The sequence below is a fragment of the Streptomyces afghaniensis genome (genome assembly GCF_044327915.1).
Classification (GTDB): domain Bacteria; phylum Actinomycetota; class Actinomycetes; order Streptomycetales; family Streptomycetaceae; genus Streptomyces; species Streptomyces afghaniensis.
Genome location: NZ_JBIRGJ010000001.1, coordinates 138,024 through 159,878 on the forward strand (window position 1 = coordinate 138,024; position 21,855 = coordinate 159,878).

Annotated in this window: 21 protein-coding genes; 17 read left to right on the plus strand and 4 right to left on the minus strand. The window is 70.9% G+C overall.

Going from position 1 to position 21,855, the window contains the following annotated elements; all coding sequences use genetic code 11:
* The first annotated feature begins 84 nt into the window (after positions 1-84).
* Both ACH4G3_RS00565 and ACH4G3_RS00570 read left to right on the plus strand, forming a co-directional pair.
* Positions 85-1,212 (plus strand): ferrochelatase, encoded by a 1,128-nt coding sequence (locus ACH4G3_RS00565; RefSeq protein WP_397622372.1) that lies wholly within the window; start codon positions 85-87, stop codon positions 1,210-1,212.
* 8 nt (positions 1,213-1,220) lie between these two features.
* Positions 1,221-2,036: an inositol monophosphatase family protein gene (locus ACH4G3_RS00570; protein ID WP_397622373.1), complete on the plus strand. Its 816-nt coding sequence runs from the start codon at positions 1,221-1,223 to the stop codon at positions 2,034-2,036.
* A gap of 64 nt (positions 2,037-2,100) precedes the next feature.
* On the opposite strand, the gene ACH4G3_RS00575 is transcribed toward ACH4G3_RS00570, so the two are convergent.
* Entirely contained in the window at positions 2,101-2,274 is a 174-nt protein-coding gene (locus tag ACH4G3_RS00575) for a hypothetical protein (RefSeq protein WP_167407432.1), read from the minus strand.
* Between the two features lie 414 nt (positions 2,275-2,688).
* Between ACH4G3_RS00575 and ACH4G3_RS00580 the strand changes: the two genes are divergently transcribed.
* From ACH4G3_RS00580 to ACH4G3_RS00595, 4 genes are all read left to right on the plus strand, one after another.
* Complete coding sequence (locus tag ACH4G3_RS00580) at positions 2,689-3,342, plus strand: response regulator transcription factor (protein WP_020270563.1); 654 nt, start codon at positions 2,689-2,691, stop codon at positions 3,340-3,342.
* Positions 3,343-3,348: 6 nt separating this feature from the next.
* Positions 3,349-4,581 carry a sensor histidine kinase gene (locus tag ACH4G3_RS00585; protein WP_397622374.1) on the plus strand — a complete coding sequence of 411 codons (1,233 nt, stop codon included), beginning with the start codon at positions 3,349-3,351 and terminating at the stop codon, positions 4,579-4,581.
* A gap of 405 nt (positions 4,582-4,986) precedes the next feature.
* Positions 4,987-5,283, plus strand: coding sequence for a DUF4193 domain-containing protein (locus ACH4G3_RS00590; protein WP_003993510.1), 297 nt, complete (start codon positions 4,987-4,989; stop codon positions 5,281-5,283).
* Between the two features lie 13 nt (positions 5,284-5,296).
* Positions 5,297-6,250 carry a hypothetical protein gene (locus tag ACH4G3_RS00595; RefSeq protein WP_397622375.1) on the plus strand — a complete coding sequence of 318 codons (954 nt, stop codon included), beginning with the start codon at positions 5,297-5,299 and terminating at the stop codon, positions 6,248-6,250.
* A 63-nt stretch (positions 6,251-6,313) separates the two neighbouring features.
* Here the strand turns inward: ACH4G3_RS00595 and ACH4G3_RS00600 are convergent, their stop codons facing one another.
* Complete coding sequence (locus ACH4G3_RS00600; protein WP_397622376.1) at positions 6,314-6,772, minus strand: DUF3093 domain-containing protein; 459 nt, start codon at positions 6,770-6,772, stop codon at positions 6,314-6,316.
* 58 nt (positions 6,773-6,830) lie between these two features.
* On the opposite strand from ACH4G3_RS00600, the gene ACH4G3_RS00605 reads away from it, so the two are divergent.
* The 8 genes from ACH4G3_RS00605 (at position 6,831) to ACH4G3_RS00640 (ending at position 14,613) form a co-directional block, all read left to right on the plus strand.
* The gene (locus ACH4G3_RS00605; protein WP_397622377.1) at positions 6,831-7,415 is read left to right on the plus strand and encodes a PaaI family thioesterase; all 585 of its coding nucleotides are present in this window, start codon (positions 6,831-6,833) and stop codon (positions 7,413-7,415) included.
* The gene (gene dut, locus ACH4G3_RS00610; protein WP_397622378.1) at positions 7,412-7,981 is read left to right on the plus strand and encodes a dUTP diphosphatase; all 570 of its coding nucleotides are present in this window, start codon (positions 7,412-7,414) and stop codon (positions 7,979-7,981) included. Before ACH4G3_RS00605 ends, dut begins: the two co-directional genes overlap by 4 nt.
* Position 7,982: 1 nt before the next feature.
* Positions 7,983-8,735 (plus strand): DUF3710 domain-containing protein, encoded by a 753-nt coding sequence (locus ACH4G3_RS00615; protein WP_397622379.1) that lies wholly within the window; start codon positions 7,983-7,985, stop codon positions 8,733-8,735.
* A gap of 158 nt (positions 8,736-8,893) precedes the next feature.
* A complete protein-coding gene (locus ACH4G3_RS00620) occupies positions 8,894-10,060 on the plus strand; it encodes an alginate lyase family protein (protein WP_397622380.1) in 1,167 nt (388 codons plus the stop codon).
* Between the two features lie 130 nt (positions 10,061-10,190).
* Positions 10,191-12,746, plus strand: a complete 2,556-nt coding sequence (locus ACH4G3_RS00625) for a sensor histidine kinase (protein ID WP_397622381.1) — start codon at positions 10,191-10,193, stop codon at positions 12,744-12,746.
* Positions 12,743-13,426: a response regulator gene (locus ACH4G3_RS00630; protein ID WP_354745691.1), complete on the plus strand. Its 684-nt coding sequence runs from the start codon at positions 12,743-12,745 to the stop codon at positions 13,424-13,426. The genes ACH4G3_RS00625 and ACH4G3_RS00630 overlap by 4 nt, the downstream gene beginning before the upstream one ends.
* A 53-nt stretch (positions 13,427-13,479) precedes the next feature.
* Complete coding sequence (locus ACH4G3_RS00635; protein WP_078602751.1) at positions 13,480-13,878, plus strand: OB-fold nucleic acid binding domain-containing protein; 399 nt, start codon at positions 13,480-13,482, stop codon at positions 13,876-13,878.
* 3 nt (positions 13,879-13,881) lie between these two features.
* Positions 13,882-14,613, plus strand: coding sequence for a DUF3159 domain-containing protein (locus ACH4G3_RS00640; RefSeq protein ID WP_397622382.1), 732 nt, complete (start codon positions 13,882-13,884; stop codon positions 14,611-14,613).
* An 88-nt stretch (positions 14,614-14,701) separates the two neighbouring features.
* Here the strand turns inward: ACH4G3_RS00640 and ACH4G3_RS00645 are convergent, their stop codons facing one another.
* On the minus strand, positions 14,702-15,379 hold the full coding sequence (locus ACH4G3_RS00645; RefSeq protein WP_397622383.1) for a potassium channel family protein: 678 nt from the start codon (positions 15,377-15,379) through the stop codon (positions 14,702-14,704).
* Positions 15,379-16,050, minus strand: a complete 672-nt coding sequence (locus ACH4G3_RS00650) for a potassium channel family protein (protein WP_307177885.1) — start codon at positions 16,048-16,050, stop codon at positions 15,379-15,381. Before ACH4G3_RS00650 ends, ACH4G3_RS00645 begins: the two co-directional genes overlap by 1 nt.
* Before the next feature lie 246 nt (positions 16,051-16,296).
* On the opposite strand from ACH4G3_RS00650, the gene ACH4G3_RS00655 reads away from it, so the two are divergent.
* The 3 genes from ACH4G3_RS00655 to ACH4G3_RS00665 all read left to right on the plus strand — a co-directional run bounded on the left by ACH4G3_RS00655 (position 16,297) and on the right by ACH4G3_RS00665 (position 21,004).
* The gene (locus ACH4G3_RS00655; RefSeq protein ID WP_397622384.1) at positions 16,297-17,247 is read left to right on the plus strand and encodes an adenosine kinase; all 951 of its coding nucleotides are present in this window, start codon (positions 16,297-16,299) and stop codon (positions 17,245-17,247) included.
* Positions 17,248-17,513: 266 nt separating this feature from the next.
* Positions 17,514-19,565 (plus strand): APC family permease, encoded by a 2,052-nt coding sequence (locus ACH4G3_RS00660; protein ID WP_397622385.1) that lies wholly within the window; start codon positions 17,514-17,516, stop codon positions 19,563-19,565.
* 110 nt (positions 19,566-19,675) lie between these two features.
* On the plus strand, positions 19,676-21,004 hold the full coding sequence (locus ACH4G3_RS00665; RefSeq protein WP_397622386.1) for a class I SAM-dependent RNA methyltransferase: 1,329 nt from the start codon (positions 19,676-19,678) through the stop codon (positions 21,002-21,004).
* Positions 21,005-21,855: the final 851 nt, after the last annotated feature.

Sequence of the window (21,855 nt, forward strand, 5' to 3'; positions counted from 1 at the left end):
GTCAAGGCCTACTTCGGGCCGTCCGCCGCGCAGGTGTCACCCCGCCGTTTCCCGGCTGTCAGTGCAGGGTGGCAGGATCGACTCATGCCAGACGCGCGCGATGTCAGCCCCTACGACGCCTTGCTCCTGCTCTCCTTCGGCGGCCCGGAAGGCCCGGACGACGTGGTCCCGTTCCTGGAGAACGTGACGCGCGGGCGCGGCATCCCCAAGGAGCGCCTCAAGGAAGTCGGGCAGCACTACTTCCTCTTCGGCGGGGTCAGCCCGATCAACGACCAGAACCGCGCCCTGCTGGACGCCCTGCGCAAGGACTTCGCCGAGCACGGCCTGGATCTGCCGGTCTACTGGGGCAACCGCAACTGGGCGCCGTACCTGACGGACACGCTGCGCGAGATGGTCGCCGACGGCCGCCGTCGCATCCTCGTCCTCGCCACCAGCGCCTACGCCTCCTACTCGGGCTGCCGCCAGTACCGCGAGAACCTCGCCGACGCGCTCGCGGCTCTGGAGGCCGAGGGGCTGGAGCTCCCGAAGGTCGACAAGCTGCGGCACTACTTCAACCACCCCGGCTTCCTGGAGCCCATGATCGACGGGGTGATCGGCTCGCTCGCCGAGCTGCCGGAGGACGTCCGGGACGGGGCGCACATCGCCTTCTCGACGCACTCGATCCCGACGGCCTCCGCCGACACCTCCGGGCCCGTCGAGGACCACGGCGACGGCGGGGCGTACGTCAGGCAGCACCTGGACGTCGCGAAGCTGATCGCGGACGCCGTCCGGGAGCGCACCGGCGTCGACCACCCCTGGCAGCTCGTCTACCAGTCCCGCTCCGGCGCCCCGCACATCCCGTGGCTGGAGCCCGACATCTGCGACCACCTCGAGGAGCGGCACGCGGCCGGTGTCCCGGCCGTGGTGATCGCCCCCATCGGGTTCGTCTCCGACCACATGGAGGTCCTCTACGACCTCGACACGGAGGCCAAGGCCAAGGCGGAGGAGCTGGGGCTGCCGATGCGCCGCTCGGCCACCGTCGGCGCCGACCCGAGGTTCGCCGCCGCGGTCCGCGAGCTCGTCGTTGAGCGCGCCGCCGTCGAGCGCGGGCAGGAGGTCACCCCCTGCGCCCTGGGTGCCCTCGGGGCGAGCCACCACCTCTGCCCGGCCGGCTGCTGCCCGGCCCGCGCCCCCCGCCCCGCCGCCGCGGGCGCCGACAGCACCTACGCGTGAGGAGCCCCGTGACCGACCCCCTGCACCAGGACCTGCTCTCTCTCGCCCTGGAGGCCGCCCGGCGCGCGGGCGCGCTGCTGCGGGACGGCCGCCCGGCCGACCTCGCGGTGGCCGCGACCAAGTCCAGCCCCATCGACGTCGTCACGGAGATGGACATCGCGGCCGAGAAGCTGATCACCGGCCTGATCGCCGAGCGCCGCCCGGACGACGGCATCCTCGGCGAGGAGGGCGCAGCCACGGAGGGCACGAGCGGCGTCCGCTGGGTCATCGACCCGCTCGACGGCACGGTCAACTACCTGTACGGGCTGCCCACCTGGTCCGTCTCCATCGCCGCCGAGCAGGACGGCGAGACCGTCGTCGGAGTCGTCGCGGCCCCGATGCGCGGCGAGACCTTCCACGCCGTGCGCGGCGGAGGTGCCTGGGCCACCGGCGCCTGGGACGGCGAGCGCCGGCTGGCCTGCCGCCCCGCGCCGCCCCTGGACCAGGCGCTGGTCTCCACGGGATTCAACTACGTCCACGAGGTCCGCGCCCACCAGGCCGAGGTCGCCCAGCGGCTGATCCCGCTGCTGCGCGACATCCGGCGCGGCGGCTCGGCCGCGGTCGACCTGTGCGACCTGGCAGCCGGACGCCTCGACGGCTACTACGAGCGCGGCCTGCACGCCTGGGACCTCGCGGCGGGCGACCTGATCGCCCGGGAGGCGGGCGCGCTGACCGGTGGACGCCCCGGAGAGCGCCCGTCAGGGGATCTGGCAGTCGCCGGTACCCCGGGCGTCTTCGAGCCCCTCCAGCGCCTCCTGGAGGACTTCGGCGCCTGGCACGACTGACCTCCGGAAACGACGGAGCGGGCCCCGGCGCTGGATTCGCCGGGGCCCGCTCCGTACGGACTGATCAGACGCTCGTCGCGCTGACCTCCACACCGTGCTCGGCGGCGAGACGGCGCAGGTCGTCGAGCTCGCCCTGCTCCACCTCGACGAGGAAGTCGTCGCCCTCGTCGCGAGCCCGGGACAGATCGGACTCGGTCGCCCTTATGCGCTGCAGAAGTCCTGCGGTGAATGCGTCCATGCTGCGCCCCCTCGTCCTGGGTCGTGGGTCGTTGGCACGGGGGTGTGCCGTTCGGAAGGGACGATCACGTCTCCGGTGGATGCCCAGCGCCGCTCAGCTGGGCGGCGACGGTGCCGGACACCCACGCCCGCCCTGCGGCAAAGCGGGTTGACGCGCACCGCATGGTGGTGCGGTGCCAGCAGAGCGTGATCGTGGGATGTAAAGCCGTCCTCCCCAAGCTCCCTTCCGCGGAAACCTAACCGCGGGAGAAAATCTCTTATTCCGCGCCGGGCTCCGCCTCTCACCCGCCTTACCTCCGACTTATGGCCGAAAAGGGCAGGATGGAGGGCAACACACCAACACACCGTCGAAGACCCCTGCCCGGCTGCGCCTTGTGCGGCGCTGCGCGGGTGGACATGAGGAAGGACCAGGGACGTGCGCGTACTCGTCGTCGAGGACGAGCAACTGCTCGCCGATGCGGTGGCCACCGGACTGCGCCGGGAGGCTCTGGCCGTCGACGTCGTGTACGACGGAGCGGCCGCCCTGGAGCGCATCGGCGTCAACGACTACGACGTGGTCGTCCTCGACCGTGACCTCCCTCTCGTGCACGGCGACGACGTCTGCCGCAAGATCGTCGAGCTCGGCATGCCCACGCGCGTGCTGATGCTCACGGCCTCCGGCGACGTCAGTGACCGAGTGGAGGGCCTGGAGATCGGCGCCGACGACTATCTGCCCAAGCCGTTCGCGTTCAGTGAGCTCATCGCGCGCGTGCGCGCCCTCGGCCGGCGCACCAGCGTGCCCCTGCCGCCGGTCCTGGAGCGGGCCGGGATCAAGCTCGACCCCAACCGCCGCGAGGTCTTCCGCGACGGCAAGGAGGTCCAGCTCGCGCCCAAGGAGTTCGCCGTCCTGGAGGTGCTGATGCGCAGCGAGGGCGCCGTCGTCTCGGCGGAGCAGCTGCTGGAAAAGGCCTGGGACGAGAACACCGACCCGTTCACGAACGTCGTCCGCGTGACGGTCATGACCCTGCGCCGCAAGCTCGGCGAGCCGCCCGTGATCGTCACCGTCCCCGGCTCCGGCTACCGGATCTGATCGACCGTGGCCACCACTCCCGCGCCTCCCAAGGCGCCCCCGAAGCCGACCTGGGACCCCCGGCGGCCCGCGCCGCCGCTGCCCTGGCTGCGCCCGACCATCCGCATAAGGCTCACGCTGCTCTACGGCGGCATGTTCCTGATCGCCGGCATCCTGCTGCTGTCGATCATCTACCTGCTGGCCGCGGAGGCGCTGAACGTGGGCAGCGAGCTGCCGTTCAAGATCGTCGAGGGCAAGGTCACCAGCGACATCTGCAACCTGCCCGACCAGGCCTCGCCCAGCGAGTTCAACAACGCCATGAACCACTGCGTCAACGAGCAGCGCCAGAACGCCCTGGACAACCTGCTCAGCCGCTCGCTGCTGGCGCTGCTCGGTCTGGCGGTCATCGCCTTCGCCTTCGGCTACGCCATGGCCGGCCGGGTCCTGTCGCCGCTGGGCCGGATCACCCGCACCGCCCGCGCGGTGGCGGGCTCCGACCTGTCCCGCCGGATCGAGCTGGACGGTCCGGACGACGAGCTGAAGGAGCTGGCGGACACCTTCGACGACATGCTGGAGCGGCTGCAACGCGCCTTCACGGCCCAGCAGCGCTTCGTGGGCAACGCCTCGCACGAGCTGAGAACACCGCTGGCGATCAACCGCACGCTCCTCGAAGTGCACCTGTCCGACCCGGGCGCACCGGTGGAACTCCAGCAACTCGGCAAGACGCTGCTGGCCACCAACGAGCGCAGCGAGCAACTCGTCGAGGGCCTGCTGCTGCTCGCCCGCAGCGACAACCAGGTCGTCGAGCGCGGCCCGGTGGACCTCGCCGAGGTCGCCGAGCAGGCCATCGACCAGGTGCACGGCGAGGCCGAGGCCAAGGGCGTGCAGATCCGGGGCGAGCAGAAGCCCGCGGTCGTCCAGGGCAACGGCGTGCTGCTGGAGCGGATCGCGCTCAACCTGGTGCAGAACGCCGTGCGCTACAACGTGGCCGAGGACGGCTGGGTCGAGGTCACCACCGACGTCCAGCACGGCCAGGCGGTCCTGGTCGTCTCCAACACGGGGCCGGTGGTGCCGGCGTACGAGATCGACAACCTCTTCGAGCCGTTCCGGCGGCTGCGTACGGAGCGCACGGGCAGCGACAAGGGCGTCGGACTCGGTCTGTCCATCGTCCGGTCCGTGGCCCGGGCGCACGGCGGGCACATCTACGCACAGCCGCGCGAAGGGGGTGGGCTCGTGATGCGAGTCACGCTGCCCATCTGAGATCATGTCGCCGATCAATTCGGCGGCACACGGGGATGTTCGCTTTGCGCTGAATTTTCGAGATCGCACCGCGAGGGCCCCGTGTGTGATCGATCACAGGTGCGCCTTTCTGGCCATCTACTCTCCGTGATCATGCACCCTGTCGGAAAGCCGGGAAAATCCCGGTTTTCGGGGGTCTTGATCACGGGAAGTACACGGTGAGACGCCTTTGTAGTGCGGCATTCGGACCGTGTACGGTCCCCATCGCCATCCAAGCCGATCACTCGTGAGGAGTCCGGTTGGGTGTCGATTGAGTAACAGACCTTGATGTGAGGCAAAATCTCCGCCTCAGGTCGGGCACAAGTCCGGCCTCTCACGCGTTACGTGCGCTGGAGACACCGCAGACACCCAGAGGGGGAGAGCGACATGGCAACCGATTACGACACTCCACGCAAGACCGACGACGACGTTGACTCGGACAGCCTCGAAGAGCTGAAGGCTCGGAGGAACGACAAGTCGGCCTCCGCAGTGGACGTCGACGAGTTCGAGGCCGCCGAAGGCCTCGAACTGCCCGGCGCCGATCTCTCGAACGAGGAGCTGGCAGTCCGAGTGCTCCCGAAGCAGCAGGACGAGTTCACCTGCATGAGCTGCTTCCTGGTGCACCACCGCAGCCAGCTGGCCCGGGAGAAGAACGGTCAGCCGATCTGCCGCGACTGCGACTGAGGGCGGGTCGGCCGTGACTGGCTCGACCCCTCCCTGGAAGCGCCGCTTCTCCAAGCGGAAGGCGGACGAAGGGCCGACCGACGGCCCGCGGTACGGCGCGCGTGACGACGAGCGAGGCTCAACCGCTACGGGGACGGCCTCGCTCGAACCGGCAGTGGACCGGGGTGACCTCCCGGCGTCCGTGGACGTCCCCGCACCCGTCACTCGACGACGGGCGGGGGCGATCCGGGAGAGGGCCTGGGAAGGCGCCCGCAAGGGCGGCGAACGGGCCCGTGCGGGGCTCGCGCACCTCGCCGACCGGATCATCGAACTCGCCCCGCGCGTCCCCGTGCGGGACCTTGCCACCCTGCGCAGGCAGTTCCCGGGCCTGGGGCCCGAAGAGCTCGCGGACAAGCTCGTCGCGGGCGCGGCGAAGGCGACGGCGACGGTCGGAGCGGGCATCGGCGCGGCGGCGATGCTTCCCGTGCCGCCCGCCATGCCGACGGAACTGGCCGCCGAGGTCACCGGCGTCGCGGTGATCGAGCTGAAGCTGATCGCCGAACTCCACGAGGTCTACGGCGTACGGCCGTCCGGCAACCTCAAGCAGCGCAGCACGGCGTACCTCGACGCGTGGTCGGGGGAGCGCGGGATCGAGGCGACCAAGCCGTCGACGCTGAGCACGGCGCTGAACAGCCGCATGAAGCGCGAGCTGCGCCAGCGGATCATGAAGCGGATGATCCGCAGCATGCCGAACCTGGTGCCGTTCCTGGTGGGCGCCGCCGTCGGGGCGGCCATGAACCGCAGCGAGACGAGAAAGCTCGCCGCCCGGATCCGCGAGGACCTGCGCAAGATCCAGGTGCCCTGGGAAGCCCTGGAGGCACTCCCCGCCCTGGAACGTCCGGCGGACGCCCTGGAGATGGGCGAGATCACCCACGACCCCCTGGGCCGCCTCGACGAGAGAGACGACAAGCGCGAGGACGGACGCTGAGGCGGTGCGTGTGCGCGCCGTCGGTCTGCCGTCAGCCGCCGGATGAACCCCCGCGCAAGTGTGCTAGGCCTGCTGCGCAGCCCTCAGAGCTTCCGCCAGGCGCTCCGGCTCGCGCGTGGACAGGTACAGGTACGGAGTCGGGTCCTCCGGGTCCGTGACCTCCACGCGCAGGGCGGTGGGGATGTAGGCGCGCAGCAGCATGAAGGCGCGCGGGTCGGCCTTGTGGGTGCGCCAGGCGCGGGTTTCCTCCGCGTCCAGGACCTCCGCCTCGCCCAGGGCCGCCACCGGGATCTTCGCCTCGCCCGCGATCAGCGAATCGCCCACGACGCGGATGCGGACCGAGCCGTACGAACTCGCGGCGACGGCCGCGACCGCCGTGCCGCCGGCCAGGCCGCCGAGCATCGGCAGTGTGCCGAACGGGAGCAGGACCAGGGCCATGGAGACCCCGACCAGGAACGAGATCAGCCACCAGGACCGGGGAGCGGTCAGGCGTTCTTCGTACGGGGCGGCGGAGAGCTGCATGGAGCCAAGCTTGACACGGTGTCCGGAAGGGGCCGACGCGCGGGTAAGGTCTCCGGCTGTGAGTCGTACTTCCACTGCTCTTGAGCCTCCGGCGGACGCCGTGCGACCGGTGCGGCATCCGGACGCTCCGGCGCCCGGTGAGCCCCTCGGTGCGCACTATGGCCAGTGTTTCGGCTGTGGCGGCGACCAGCCGCACGGGCTGCATCTGGAGGCCCGGGCCGGCGAGGGTGTGTCACTCACCGCCGAGTTCACCGTGCAGCCCGCTCACCAGGGCGCCCCGGGCCTCGCCCACGGCGGTGTGCTCACCTCCGCCCTGGACGAGACGCTCGGCTCGCTGAACTGGCTGCTGCGCACGATCGCGGTGACCGGACGGCTGGAGACCGACTTCGTGCGGCCCGTGCCCGTCGGCACCACGCTGTATCTGGAGGCGGAGGTGACGGCGGTGGCCGGGCGGAAGATCTACTCGACCGCCACCGGACGCGTGGGCGGTCCCGACGGGCCCGTCGCCGTCCGCGCCGACGCGCTCTTCATCGAGGTCAAGGTCGACCACTTCGTCGACCACGGCCGCCAGGAGGAGATCCGGGCGGCCATGAACGACCCGGACCAGGTCCGGCGCACCCGCGCCTTCGAGGTGAACCCATGACTCCCACGAGTCCTTCGGGCCGTCAGCCCGTGGACGTGCTGATCCGGCGCGTCGATCCGGACGTACCGCTTCCGTCGTATGCGCACCCCGGGGACGCGGGAGCCGACCTGCGGACCACCGAGGCGTGCCGACTGGCGCCGGGCGAGCGGGCCGTGCTGCCCACGGGGGTGTCTGTGGCGCTCCCGGAGGGGTACGCGGCCTTCGTGCACCCCCGGTCCGGCCTGGCCGCCCGCTGCGGCGTCGCCCTGGTGAATGCCCCGGGGACGGTTGATGCCGGGTACCGTGGGGAGATCAAGGTGATCGTGGTGAATCTCGACCCGCGCGAGGCCGTGCGGTTCGAGCGCTTCGACCGGATTGCCCAACTGGTCGTCCAGCAGGTCGAGAGGGTCCGCTTCCAGGAGGTGGCGGAGCTTCCCGGCTCCGCGCGGGCTGAGGGGGGCTTCGGGTCCACCGGAGGACACGCCGCGGTGGACGGGACGAGCGACACAAGCGGTCAGGCCGCCCTGGGCGGTCAGGCGGGTGGGAATCGATACGCTTCGGTCGTATCCGACCGGGAAGGACAGTGACGTGTTCGGACGTCGCAAGAAGAGGGATGCCGCCGAGGACGCGGCCGGCGAGGCCGAGCAGGTCGTCGACGGTGTCGACAGTGAGGCGGGCGGCGAGAGCGAGCGCCTGAGGCTCGAACCGGCGCCGCGGCCGAACGGGCCCTGGGACAGCTCCGAGGTCCGCGACCCGGCCGAGGGCCGGGTCGACCTGGGTGGTCTGTTCGTGCCGGGCGTCGACGGCATGGAGCTGCGGGTCGAGGTCGCGGGTGACGCGATCGTGGCGGCAACGGTCGTGCTGCGGGACAGCGCCATCCAGCTGCAGGGCTTCGCCGCGCCCAAGCGTGAGGGCATCTGGGCCGAGGTGCGCGAGGAGATCGGCTCGGGCATCACCCAGCAGGGCGGCATCGTCGACGAGGTCGAAGGGCCGCTGGGCTGGGAGCTGCGAGCCCAGGTGCCGGTGCAGCTGCCGGACGGCACCGGCGGCTTCCAGGTCGTGCGGTTCGTCGGTGTGGACGGCCCCCGCTGGTTCCTGCGCGGGGTCATCTCGGGCCAGGGCGCGGTGCAGCCGCAGGCCGCCGGGCTGCTGGAGCAGATCTTCCGGGACACCGTCGTGGTCCGTGGTGAGGGCCCCATGGCGCCGCGCGATCCGATCGTCCTGAAGCTGCCCGACGACGCCCAGATGGTTCCCGAGGGTGTCCAGCAGGAGGAGGGCTCCCGTTTCGCCGGCGGAATGGGCCAGCTCCAGCGCGGACCGGAGATCACCGAGGTTCGCTGAGCGTCGCAGAGACAGCAGGGCCGCACTCCCCAGGGGGTGCGGCCCTTTCTCGTGCGTGGAGCCTTGACGGGGCATTGGTCTGTACCTACCGTCTCCGTCCAACGCGTCTGTTCATAAAGGCGCTTGACGTTCACATACAAGAACGGAAGGCCCCCCGTATGCGCAGAACCGGACTCTTAGCGGCCGCGGCCGCCCTCGTCGCCGGCGTGCTCGCCTGGCCGGCCGACGCCGCTCCCAGTACCTTCGTCCACCCCGGAGTCACCGTCTCCAAGGGCCAGCTGGACTTCACGCGCTCCAAGGTCAACGCCGGCGCCCAGCCCTGGAAGGGCGCCTTCGACCGGATGATGGCGAGCAAGTACGCCGACCTGAACCGCGCGCCCAAGCCCCGAGCGGTCGTCGAATGCGGTTCGTACTCCAACCCCGACCACGGCTGCACCGACGAACGCGAGGACGCGATCGCCGCCTACACCCAGGCCCTCGCCTGGTACGTGACCCGCGACGAACGGCACGCGCGCAAGGCGATCGAGCTGATGGACGCCTGGTCCGCCGTGATCCGCGACCACACCAACAGCAACGCGCCTCTCCAGACCGGCTGGGCCGGCTCCTCCTGGCCCAGGGCCGCCGAGATCATCAAGTACACGTACACCGGCACGTGGACCCACTCCGGCCGCTTCGCCACCATGCTCCGCACCGTGTACCTGCCCGAGGTGATCAACGGCTCGAACTCCAACGGCAACTGGGAGCTGTCGATGATGGAGGCCGCCGTCGGCATCTCCGTCTTCCTGGAGGACAAGGCGTCGTACGACAAGGCCATGGCGAAGTTCCGCACGCGCACGGCCGCCTACGTCTACCTGGCCTCCGACGGCGACCTGCCGAAGACCGTGCCCAGCCAGAACCTCAACACCCGGGAGAAGATCGTCAAGTACTGGCAGGGCCAGTCGGCCTTCGTCGACGGTCTCAGCCAGGAGACCTGCCGCGACTTCACGCACACCGGGTACGGCCTCTCGGCCATCTCGCACGTCGCCGAGACCAGCCGGATCCAGGGGCAGGACCTCTACGGAAGCGATGTCGGCGAGCGGCTGCGGCACGGGCTCGGCTTCCACGCCAAGTACCAGCTCGGTACCGCCGCTCCCGGCTGGCTGTGCGGCGGCTCACTGAAGCCGGGGCTCGGGCCGATACCCGAGGTCGGCCACAACGCCCTGGCCAACCGTCTCGGACACGCCATGACCAACACCGAGACGCTGACCCTGCGCGGCCGTCCCGCAGGCAGCAACAACCTCTTCGTCGCCTGGGAGACCCTCACCCACGGCGACAACCCCGCGTGAGGCTCTGAGCGGCCGGGCGCGTCAGGGTTCCGTCAAAGACGGTCCGCGGACGCGCCCGGCACCGATGTGCCGCTCTTCCCGGCCGTAAGCTCGACGCTGCGCAGGCAGCGGACCGGAAGACGATGAGGCCATGGCACGCGGCAACCTTCGGATCTACCTCGGTGCGGCACCGGGCGTCGGCAAGACGTACGCGATGCTGTCCGAGGCGCATCGCCGCGTCGAGCGGGGCACCGACTGCGTGGCCGCCTTCGTCGAGCACCACGGCAGGCCCCGCACCGAGGTGATGCTGCACGGGCTGGAGCAGGTGCCGCGCAGGGAGCTGGAGTACCGGGGCGGCGTCTTCCCGGAGATGGACCTCGACGCCGTCCTCGCCCGCCGTCCGCAGGTCGCCCTGGTGGACGAACTCGCCCACACGAACGTCCCCGGCTCCCGCAACACCAAGCGCTGGCAGGACGTGGAGGAACTGCTCGCGGCCGGGATCGACGTCGTCTCGACCGTCAACATCCAGCACCTGGAGTCCCTCGGCGACATCGTCGAGTCGATCACCGGCGTACGGCAGCAGGAGACCGTGCCGGACGAGGTGGTGCGGCGGGCCGACCAGGTCGAGCTGGTCGACATGTCGCCGGAGGCGCTGCGGCGGCGGATGGCACACGGCAACATCTACCGGCCCGACAAGGTCGACGCCGCGCTGTCGAACTACTTCCGGCCCGGCAACCTGACCGCGCTGCGCGAGCTGGCGCTGCTGTGGGTGGCCGACCGGGTCGACGCCTACCTCACCCAGTACCGCAGCGACCACCGGGTGTCGACGATCTGGGGCTCGCGCGAGCGGATCGTGGTCGGGCTGACCGGCGGCCCCGAGGGACGCACCCTCATCCGCCGGGCCGCGCGGCTGGCCGAGAAGGGCGCGGGCGGCGAGGTGCTGGCCGTCTACATAGCCCGCAGCGACGGGCTGACCTCGGCCTCGCCCAAGGAACTGGCGATGCAGCGGACCCTGGTCGAAGACCTTGGCGGAACGTTCCACCACGTCGTCGGCGACGACATACCGGCCGCGCTGCTCGCCTTCGCCCGAGGCGTGAACGCCACCCAGATCGTGCTGGGCTCCTCGCGCCGCAAGACCTGGCAGTACGTCTTCGGGCCCGGCGTCGGCGCGACGGTCGCCCGGGAGTCCGGGCCCGACCTCGACGTGCACATCGTCACCCACGGCGAGGTCGCCAAGGGCCGCGGGCTGCCGGTGGCCCGGGGCGCGCGCCTCGGGCGGTCCCGGCGGGTGTGGGGGTGGATCGCCGGGGTCGCCGGTCCGCCGGCCCTGGCGGCGCTGCTGAGCGCCGTCGACCTCGGCCTCGCCAACGACATGCTGCTGTTCCTGGCGCTGACGGTGGCGGCGGCCCTGCTCGGCGGGCTGTTCCCGGCGCTGGCCTCGGCTGCGGTGGGCTCCCTGCTGCTGAACTACTTCTACACACCGCCCCTGCACCGGTGGACCATCGCCGACCCGAGGAACATCGTCGCCATCGTGATCTTCGTGGCCGTCGGGGCGGCGGTGGCCTCCGTGGTCGACCTCGCCGCCCGACGCACCCACCAGGCGGCCCGGCTGCGGGCCGAGTCCGAGATCCTGTCCTTCCTCGCGGGCAACGTGCTGCGCGGCGAGACCGGCCTCGAGGACCTGCTGGAACGGGTCCGGGAGACCTTCGGCATGGAGTCGGCCGCCCTGCTGGAACGGGCGAGCGACGTCGAGCCGTGGACCTGCGCCGGCCGCGTCGGGCGGGGACGCCCCGTTGAGCGGCCCGACCAGGCGGACGTGGACATGCCGGTCGGGGACCACATGGCGCTCGCGCTGACCGGCCGCGTCCTGCCCGCCGAGGACCGCCGCGTGCTGGCCGCCTTCGCCGCTCAGGCCGCCGTCGTCCTGGACCGCCGCCGGCTCCGGGAGGAGGCCGACCGGGCCCGCACGCTCGCCGAGGGCAACCGCATCCGTACGGCGCTGCTCGCCGCCGTCAGCCACGACCTGCGCACCCCGCTCGCCGGGATCAAGGCGGCTGTGACCTCCCTGCGCTCCGAGGACGTCGAGTGGTCCGAGGAGGACCGGGCGGAGCTGCTGGCGGGCATCGAGGAGGGCGCCGACCGCCTCGACCATCTCGTCGGCAACCTGCTCGACATGTCCCGGCTCCAGACCGGCACCGTCACCCCGCTCATCCGCGAGATCGACCTCGACGAGGTGGTGCCGATGGCGCTCGGCGGCGTGCCCGAGGGCAGCGTCGGCCTGGACGTCCCGGAGACCCTGCCCATGGTCGCCGTGGACCCCGGACTGCTGGAGCGGGCCATGGCCAACCTCGTCGAGAACGCCGTCAAGTACAGTCCGTCCGGCACGCCCGTGCTGGTCGCCGCCAGCGCGCTCGCCGACCGGGTCGAGGTGCGGGTGGTCGACCGGGGGCCGGGCGTCCCCGACGAGGCCAAGGACCGCATCTTCGAGCCCTTCCAGCGCCACGGCGACGCCCCGCGCGGCGTCGGCGTGGGACTGGGGCTCGCGGTGGCGCGCGGCTTCGCCGAGGCCATGGGAGGCACGCTCGACGCCGAGGACACGCCCGGCGGCGGGCTCACCATGGTCCTCACCCTCCGCGCGGCCGGACCGCGCCCGGAGCTCCGCCGTGCGGCGGAACACACAGCCGAACCGGAAAGGCAGGCCTCATGACCCGTGTGCTGGTGGTCGACGACGAGCCGCAGATCGTGCGCGCCCTCGTGATCAACCTCAGGGCACGCAGGTACGAGGTCGACGCCGCCCACGACGGCGCCACCGCCCTCCGGCTCGCTGCCGCCCGCCACCCCGACGTGGTCGTCCTCGACCTCGGCCTGCCCGACATGGACGGCGTCGAGGTGATCAGGGGACTGCGCGGCTGGACCCGGGTGCCGATCCTGGTGCTGTCCGCCCGGCACTCCTCCGACGAGAAGGTGGAGGCGCTGGACGCGGGCGCCGACGACTACGTCACCAAGCCTTTCGGCATGGACGAACTGCTGGCCCGGCTGCGGGCCGCCGTGCGCCGGGCCGAGCCGGCCGGGGGCGGTGAGGAGGACGTGATCGTGGAGACCGGCGAGTTCACCGTCGACCTGGCCGCGAAGAAGGTCGACCGCGCGGGCAAGGACGTACGGCTGACTCCCACGGAGTGGCACCTGCTGGAGGTCCTCGTCCGCAACAGCGGCCGCCTGGTCGGGCAGAAGCGGCTGCTCCAGGAGGTGTGGGGGCCGTCGTACGGGACGGAGACCAACTATCTGCGCGTGTACATGGCGCAACTGCGGCGGAAGCTGGAGGCGGACCCCTCCCATCCGAAGCACTTCATCACGGAGCCGGGGATGGGATACCGGTTCGAGAAGTGAGGTCCTCGCCACGGCAGTACGTGGCTTCCAGCGGGCCCCGGTACGCTCTAGACATGAGTGCTGTTCCTCGTTCGCAGAAGCCTGCGGGCCGGTTCCGGCGCATGCTCGACCGGCTCTCCTCGTCACAGGAGGACCTGGAGTCCGAGGAGCTGCGCGAGGACACCGAGACCACGGGCTGTATCCGGATCGGCGACTGCCAGGACCGGCAGATAGTGACGGTTACTGGTACCTTGCGCACGGTCACCCTGCGACCGCGCGCCGGAGTCCCGGCCCTGGAGGCCGAGCTGTTCGACGGCTCCGCCGCGCTGGACGTGGTGTGGCTCGGCCGGCGCTCCATCGTGGGCATAGAGCCGGGGCGAAAGCTGATCGCATCGGGCCGGATCTCCATGAGCCGGGGCCGCCGGGTGCTGTTCAATCCCAAGTACGAACTGAGACCCCTCGGACGGGAGTAGCCGGTGACGTCGCTCGACAAGCCGACCGAAGAGACATCTGCGGACGACGCCCGGGCGGTGACCGAGGCCGCCCTGTTCGAAGCGTTCGGCGGCGTGCGGGGCATGGTCGAGACGGTGCTGCCCGGCCTGCTCTTCGTCACCATCTACACGATCAACAAGGACCTGCACCTGTCGGCGATCGCGGCGCTGGCCGTGTCGCTGGTGCTGGTCGTCGTCCGGCTGGTGATGAAGGACACCGTCAAGCACGCCTTCAGCGGTGTCTTCGGCGTGGCCTTCGGTGTCGTCTTCGCGATGATGACCGGCAACGCCAAGGACTTCTACCTGCCCGGCATGCTCTACACGCTGGGCCTGGGCCTTGCGTACATCATCACGGCGCTGGCCGGTGTCCCGCTGATCGGGCTGATGCTCGGGCCGGTCTTCAAGGAGAACCTCTCCTGGCGCACGCGGAACCCGGGCCGTAAGAAGGCGTACACGAAGGCCAGTTACGCCTGGGGCGTGATCCTGCTCGCCAAGTGCGCGATCCTCTTCCCGCTGTACTGGTGGGCCGACACCACACAGCTGGGCTGGGTCCTGATCGCGCTGAAGATCCCGCCGTTCCTGCTCGCCGTATGGCTCACGTGGGTCTTCCTGGCGAAGGCGCCCGCGCCGATCGACGTGTTCGCGGAGATGGAGGCGGAGGAGAAGGCCGCGGAGGAGAGGGAACGGGAGGCTGCTGCCCGGTCCGCCGAGCAGTGAACCTCCACCAGAGCTGAAGGAAGCCGGCAGAAGGGGCGTCCCGGAAACCCGGGACGCCCCTTCCTGCGTGCTCACCGCAGGGCCCCGGTCAGCTCGCCGCGCTGTCCCGGCGTACCGACAGCAGGTCCTCCAGCTGCTCCTCACGGGCCTGTGCGGCCACGAAGAGGAGTTCGTCGCCCGCCTCCAGGGAGTCCTCCCGGGAGGGCGTCAGGACGCGGTTGCCGCGGATGATCGTGACCAGGGACGTGTCCTCGGGCCACTCGACGTCCCCGACCTGCGTGCCGGCCAGGGCCGACTCCTCCGGCAGGGTCAGCTCGACCAGGTTGGCGTCGCCGTGGCTGAAGCGGAGCAGGCGGACCAGGTCGCCCACGCTCACCGCCTCCTCGACCAGGGCCGACATCAGGCGCGGGGTGGAGACGGCGACGTCCACGCCCCAGGACTCGTTGAACAGCCACTCGTTCTTCGGGTTGTTCACCCGGGCGACCACCCGCGGAACGCCGTACTCCGTCTTGGCCAGGAGCGAGACGACCAGGTTCACCTTGTCGTCGCCGGTCGCGGCGATGACGACGTTGCAGCGCTGGAGCGCCGCCTCGTCCAGGGACGTGATCTCGCAGGCGTCGGCCAGCAGCCACTCGGCCTGCGGGACGCGTTCGACCGAGATGGCGGTCGGCGCCTTGTCGATCAGCAGGATCTCGTGGCCGTTCTCCAGCAGTTCGCCCGCGATCGAGCGGCCGACCGCGCCGGCACCGGCAATGGCGACCCTCATCAGTGACCGCCCTCCTCTTCGGGACCCTTGGCGAACGCCGCCTCGACCGTGTCGACCTCGTCGGTGCGCATCATCACGTGCACCAGATCGCCCTCCTGCAACACCGTCTGCGAGGTGGGCAGGACCGCCTCGCCGAGCCGGGTCAGGAACGCCACGCGCACCCCGGTCTCCTCCTGGATCCGGCTGATCTTGTGGCCGACCCAGGCGGGGGAGGTGTGCACCTCGGCGAGCTGGACGCCGCCGGTGGGGTCGCGCCAGAGCGGTTCGGCGCCCGAGGGGAGCAGGCGGCGCAGCATCTGGTCGGCCGTCCAGCGGACGGTCGCGACGGTGGGGATGCCCAGGCGCTGGTAGACCTCGGCGCGGCGGGGGTCGTAGATGCGGGCGGCGACGTTCTCGATGCCGAACATCTCCCGGGCCACCCGTGCGGCGATGATGTTGGAGTTGTCGCCGCTGGAGACGGCGGCGAAGGCGCCGGCCTCCTCGATGCCCGCCTCGCGCAGGGTGTCCTGGTCGAAGCCGACCCCGGTGACCCGGCGGCCGCCGAAGGAGGAGCCCAGGCGGCGGAAGGCGGTGGGGTCCTGGTCGACCACGGCGACCGTGTGGCCCTGTTGCTCCAGGTTCTGGGCCAGGGCGGAGCCCACCCGTCCGCAACCCATGATCACAATATGCATCGCGTCACACCGTGCTTCCTACGGGCCCTCTGACCGTCAACAATGTCCTGCTCATGTCTCTCTTTCGGCTCGCCAGGCACCAGTCGCGGCCTGAGTGCGGGCCGCCAGGCAACATCATGCCGGTGGAATCACGCCATGATGCCTTCCGGGGCCGGTGCCGCGTTCGACTGCCCGACTCCAACGTATCGGCAAAGTCGAGGGGGTTGCCGAGGGCCCTGCCGGGCCTCGGCGGGGGAGGAATCCGACATGAGCAGCGAGATCGACATCCTGGTCCTGGGCGGCGCGGGCGTGGACACGATCGTGCACGTGCCCGAGCTGCCCGTGCCGTTCGCCGACAGCCACATGATCCGGCCCGGGATCGTGACGCGCGCGGGGCAGAGCGGGGACTTCGTCGCGCTGGCCGCGAGCGCGCTGGGGCTGCGCACGCACCACATCGACATGCTGGGCGACGACCCCGAGGGCGACCTGGTCCGCGCCCTGCACCGGGACCGCGGCATCGCGCTCACCGCCGTCCCCCAGCCGCTCGGCACCAAGCGTGCGGTCAATCTCGTCGGACCCGACGGCCGGCGGCTGTCGCTGTACGACGCCACCCGCTCGGCTGAGACGGACCGGCTGCCCGAGGCCACGCTGCGGGAGCTGGCCGCGGCCAGCCGGCACGCCCATGTCGTCATCACCCAGCCGTGCGCGCACGCGCTGCCCGTCCTGCGCGAGGCGGGCATCACGATCTCGACCGACCTGCACGACTGGGACGGCTCCCATCCCTACCACGAGTCCTTCGCCCACCAGGCCGACCTGGTCTTCCTGTCCAGCACGGCCCTGGCCGACCCGGAGCGGACCATGCGGCGGATCACCGAGCGGGGCAGGGCCCGGACCGTCGTCGCCACCGCCGGCGCGGACGGCGCGTACCTCCTCGCCGACGGCGAGCTGACCCACGTACCCGCCGCCACGCCCCCGGCCCCGGTCGTCGACACCAACGGCGCGGGCGACGCCTTCGCCGCCGCGTTCCTCCACGCCTGGCTGCGGGGCGCCCCGCCCCACCAGTGCGCCCTGCACGGCACGGTGGCCGGCGCGTACGCGTGCACGGTCCCGTCGACCCGGGCGGACAGCATCGGGCGGGAGGAGCTGCTTGCCGGGGTGGGGGAGCTGAGGCGGGCTATCTCCAGTGCGTCCCCGGCGACACGTCCTTTCGGCGGCTGATGCTCCGCACGCTCGCCGCGGTGAGGATTACGAGGACGAACAGTGTGGCCGTGGCGCCGATCAGTTCTGCGGTGGGGTGCACGGGACCTCCAGGGGGCGGCAACGGCCGGGGGACGGACGGGGCTTAGTCATATAGGCATGGGATCCGGGTGACCCGCCGAATCCGCAGCCGCAGCAGTCTCTGAATTCACTCGGAGAGCAGACGGAACGCCTCTGGGGGGTGGCGGGTGGGCGAGCCCGCAATCGAACGCTTACGATCCACTGTTGTGTCCAAACTGACCGACGTGCCCAAACGGATCCTGATCGGGCGCGCACTGCGCAGTGACCGGCTGGGGGAAACACTCCTGCCGAAGCGCATCGCACTACCCGTCTTCGCCTCCGACCCGCTGTCCTCCGTCGCGTACGCGCCGGGGGAGGTACTGCTGGTCCTTTCGATCGCGGGTGTGACGGCGTACCACTTCAGTCCGTGGATCGCGGTCGCGGTCGTCGTGCTGATGTTCACCGTGGTGGCCTCGTACCGGCAGAACGTGCACGCCTACCCCAGCGGTGGCGGCGACTACGAGGTGGCGAACACCAACCTCGGCCCCCGAGCCGGCCTGACGGTCGCGAGCGCGCTGCTCGTCGACTACGTCCTCACCGTCGCGGTGTCGATCTCCTCCGGCATCGAGAACCTGGGCTCCGCGATCCCGTTCGTGGTCGAACACAAGGTGCTCTGCGCGATCGCCGTGATCGTGCTGCTGACGCTGATGAACCTGCGCGGGGTGAAGGAGTCGGGCTCGCTGTTCGCCATCCCGACGTACGTCTTCGTCGCCGGCGTCTTCACCATGATCGCCTGGGGCGCCTTCCGCGGACTGGTCCTGGACGACACCATGCGCGCACCGACGGCGGACTACGTCATCAAACCCGAGCACCAGGGCCTGGCCGGCTTCGCCCTGGTCTTCCTGCTGCTGCGCGCCTTCTCCTCCGGCTGCGCCGCGCTCACCGGCGTCGAGGCGATCTCCAACGGCGTCCCGGCCTTCCGCAAGCCCAAGTCCAAGAACGCCGCGACCACGCTCGCGATGATGGGCCTGCTCGCCGTCACCATGTTCTGCGGCATCATCGCGCTGGCCGCCGCGACCGACGTCCGCATGGCCGAGAACCCGGCCCGCGACCTCGTCCACAACGGCGTCCCGCTCGGCGCGGACTACGTGCAGAACCCGGTGATCTCCCAGGTCGCCGAGGCCGTCTTCGGCAAGGGCAGTTTCCTGTTCATCGTGCTGGCCGCGGCCACCGCGCTGGTGCTGTTCCTCGCCGCGAACACCGCCTACAACGGCTTCCCGCTGCTCGGCTCGATCCTCGCCCAGGACCGCTACCTGCCGCGCCAGCTGCACACCCGCGGCGACCGTCTCGCCTTCTCCAACGGCATCGTGCTCCTCGCCGGCGCCGCCGGACTCCTGGTGGGGATCTACGGCGCCGACTCCACCCGCCTGATCCAGCTGTACATCGTCGGCGTGTTCGTGTCCTTCACACTCAGCCAGACCGGCATGGTCCGCCACTGGAACCGCCACCTGGCCACCGAGCAGGACCAGGCCAAGCGCCGCCACATGATCCGCTCGCGCGCCATCAACGCCTTCGGCGCCTTCTTCACCGGCCTCGTGCTGGTGGTCGTCCTCGTCACCAAGTTCACGCACGGCGCGTGGGTCGCCCTGCTCGGCATGGTGATCTTCTACGCGACGATGACGGCCATCCGTAAGCACTACGACCGGGTCGCCGAGGAGATCGCCGCTCCCGAAGGCCCGAGCGACGACAGCGTACGGCCCTCCCGGATCCACTCCGTCGTCCTGATCTCCAAGATCCACCGCCCGACGCTGCGCGCCCTGGCCTACGCCAAGCTGATGCGCTCGGACAGCCTGGAGGCCCTGAGCGTCAACGTCGACCCGGCGGAGACCAAGGCGCTGCGCGAGGAGTGGGAGCGGCGCGGCATCGACGTCCCGCTGAAGGTCCTGGACTCGCCCTACCGCGAGATCACGCGGCCGATCATCGAGTACGTCAAGGGACTGCGCAAGGAGTCGCCGCGGGACGCGGTGTCGGTGATCATCCCCGAGTACGTCGTCGGCCACTGGTACGAGCATCTCCTGCACAACCAGAGCGCCCTGCGGCTGAAGGGCCGGCTGCTGTTCACGCCGGGGATCATGGTGACCTCGGTGCCGTACCAGCTCCAGTCCTCCGAGGCGGCCAAGAAGCGGGCCCGCAGGCAGCAGGAGTGGAACGCGCCGGGTTCCGTGCGGCGGGGGCCGGCACAGGTGCGGTCGAAGGAGTCCACCGAGCACAAGTCGTGAGACGACGGCTCGTGTGAAGCGGCCGGGCGGCACCCACGTAGACTGGTGGGCTGTTGTCCGGCCGCTTTCCTTCGGCCGTTTTCCCCTCACGCTTTTGGAGTCACCCCACCATGCAGGCAGAACCGAGGAAGTCGCTGGTGGGAGAGGAGTACGAGGTCGAGATCGGCCCCGTCGCCCACGGCGGCCACTGCATCGCCCGTACGTCCGAGGGCCAGGTGCTGTTCGTCCGGCACGCGCTGCCCGGTGAGCGGGTCGTGGCGCGGGTGACGGAGGGCGAGGAGGGCGCCCGGTTCCTGCGCGCGGACGCGGTGGAGGTGCTGGACGCCTCCAAGGACCGGATCGACGTGCCCTGCCCGTTCGCCGGCCCCGGCCGCTGCGGCGGCTGCGACTGGCAGCACGCCAAGCCGGGCGCGCAGCGGCGCCTGAAGGCCGACGTCATCGCGGAGCAGCTCCAGCACCTCGCCGGGCTCACACCGGAGGAGGCCGGCTGGGACGGCACCGTCATGCCCGCCGAGGGTGACAAGGTGCCCGCGGGCCAGGTCCCGTCCTGGCGTACCCGCGTCCAGTACGCGGTCACGGCCGACGGCCGGGCGGGCCTGCGCCGGCACCGCTCCCACGAGGTGGAGCCGATCGACCACTGCATGATCGCCGCGGAGGGCGTCAGCGAGCTGGGTATCGAGAAGCGGGTCTGGACGGGCATGGACTCCGTCGAGGCGATCGCGGCGACGGGTTCGCAGGACCGCCAGGTGATCCTCACGCCGAAGCCGGGCGCGCGCCTCCCGCTGGTCGAGCTCGACCGCCCGGTGTCGGTCCTGCGCGTGGACGAGCGCTCCGGCGGCGTCCACCGCGTCCACGGCCGCCCCTTCGTCCGCGAGCGCGCGGACGGCCGGACGTACCGGGTCGGGGGCGGCGGCTTCTGGCAGGTCCACCCGCAGGCGGCGGACACCCTGGTGACGGCCGTCATGCAGGGCCTCCTGCCCCGCAAGGGCGACATGGCCCTCGACCTGTACTGCGGCGTCGGCCTCTTCGCGGGCGCCCTCGCCGACCGGGTCGGCGAGCAGGGCGCGGTCCTCGGCATCGAGTCCGGCAAGCGGGCGGTGGAGGACGCGCGGCACAACCTCGCCGAGTTCGACCGTGTGCGGATCGAGCAGGGCAAGGTCGAGAGCGTGTTGCCGCGGACGGGGATCACGGAGGTCGACCTGATCGTGCTCGACCCGCCGCGGGCCGGGGCGGGGCGGAAGACGGTGGAGCATCTGGCGTCGCTGGGGGCGCGGCGGATCGCGTATGTGGCGTGCGATCCGGCGGCGTTGGCGCGGGACTTGGGGTACTTCCGGGACAGTGGGTATCGGGTGCGGACGCTGCGGGCGTTCGATCTGTTTCCGATGACGTCGCACGTTGAGTGTGTTGCTGTTCTAGAGCCAGTAGCGAAGGGCGTCTGACCTGCCATTTTGTAGTTCCGGTGAGCTTGCTCGACCTGCTTTCGGGGCTTGGACGGGTACACCGTGTGGAGTACGTTGCGCTACCTGATCTGCCTCATGGAGCGGTGCCGGAGCGAAGCCTCGGTCCTGCCGGCGGCAACGCTGCCCTGGAGCGGTACTTCAGCCTGCTGCAGAGGAACGTCCTGGACCGCCGGGCGTGGGGCTGCCGCGAGGAACTACGGATCGCGATCGTGACCTGGATTGGAGGCAGAGAGGGTTCGACTCTGCGGAGTCGGGCCCTTTGTTCTTCCCGTGCCGGGACGACTAGCAGATAACCGCCCCGCTCGGCCCCGTCCTGGGGGGCCCTGTCGCAGCCCCGCTACGCGCGCCCCGGCACAGTGCGGCCTGCCACGATCCGGGACTTCCCAGCACACTGGGCCACACGTGCAGAGCGAGTGGCGAGAGCGGGCGGGAGGTGGCACGTGGCGCGAGACCGGAAGCAATTGGTCGTGCTGGTGCTTGCCGTCCTCCTGGTGACGCTGCCGTTCATCGGCGTGCTCTCACCCGCACCTGCGAGGGCGTCACTCTCGGTCGCGGAGTCGTCCGCCACCTTGCTCGTCGACGACAGTGCTGACGCCATGGCCACCTGCGGTGGTGCGGCGGAGCACGAGGACCCGGATGCCTTGCAGGCGGGCCGTGACCGCCACCGGCCTGTCGTGGAGCCCGACATGAGGGCTTCCGCGGGTGGACTCCAGGGGAACGGGTACGCCGCACTGTCGTCAGGCAGCCTCCCGGCGTCGAACGTCCCATCCCGAGCCGCAGCAGGCACGCAGCCATCGGCGGTGCTTCAGGTGTTTCGCTGCTGAAGACAG

Excerpts from the sequence above, each read along its gene's own strand:
- ACH4G3_RS00565 (WP_397622372.1), top strand. The coding sequence starts at position 85 with ATGCCAGACGCGCGCGATGTCAGCCCCTACGACGCCTTGCTCCTGCTC.
- ACH4G3_RS00600 (WP_397622376.1), bottom strand. The coding sequence starts at position 6,772 with ATGCAGCTCTCCGCCGCCCCGTACGAAGAACGCCTGACCGCTCCCCGG.
- ACH4G3_RS00650 (WP_307177885.1), bottom strand. The coding sequence starts at position 16,050 with ATGCATATTGTGATCATGGGTTGCGGACGGGTGGGCTCCGCCCTGGCC.
- ACH4G3_RS00575 (WP_167407432.1), bottom strand. The coding sequence starts at position 2,274 with ATGGACGCATTCACCGCAGGACTTCTGCAGCGCATAAGGGCGACCGAG.
- ACH4G3_RS00630 (WP_354745691.1), top strand. The coding sequence starts at position 12,743 with ATGACCCGTGTGCTGGTGGTCGACGACGAGCCGCAGATCGTGCGCGCC.
- ACH4G3_RS00625 (WP_397622381.1), top strand. The coding sequence starts at position 10,191 with ATGGCACGCGGCAACCTTCGGATCTACCTCGGTGCGGCACCGGGCGTC.
- ACH4G3_RS00620 (WP_397622380.1), top strand. The coding sequence starts at position 8,894 with ATGCGCAGAACCGGACTCTTAGCGGCCGCGGCCGCCCTCGTCGCCGGC.
- ACH4G3_RS00635 (WP_078602751.1), top strand. The coding sequence starts at position 13,480 with ATGAGTGCTGTTCCTCGTTCGCAGAAGCCTGCGGGCCGGTTCCGGCGC.
- ACH4G3_RS00655 (WP_397622384.1), top strand. The coding sequence starts at position 16,297 with ATGAGCAGCGAGATCGACATCCTGGTCCTGGGCGGCGCGGGCGTGGAC.
- ACH4G3_RS00665 (WP_397622386.1), top strand. The coding sequence starts at position 19,676 with ATGCAGGCAGAACCGAGGAAGTCGCTGGTGGGAGAGGAGTACGAGGTC.
- ACH4G3_RS00645 (WP_397622383.1), bottom strand. The coding sequence starts at position 15,379 with ATGAGGGTCGCCATTGCCGGTGCCGGCGCGGTCGGCCGCTCGATCGCG.
- ACH4G3_RS00590 (WP_003993510.1), top strand. The coding sequence starts at position 4,987 with ATGGCAACCGATTACGACACTCCACGCAAGACCGACGACGACGTTGAC.
- dut (WP_397622378.1), top strand. The coding sequence starts at position 7,412 with ATGACTCCCACGAGTCCTTCGGGCCGTCAGCCCGTGGACGTGCTGATC.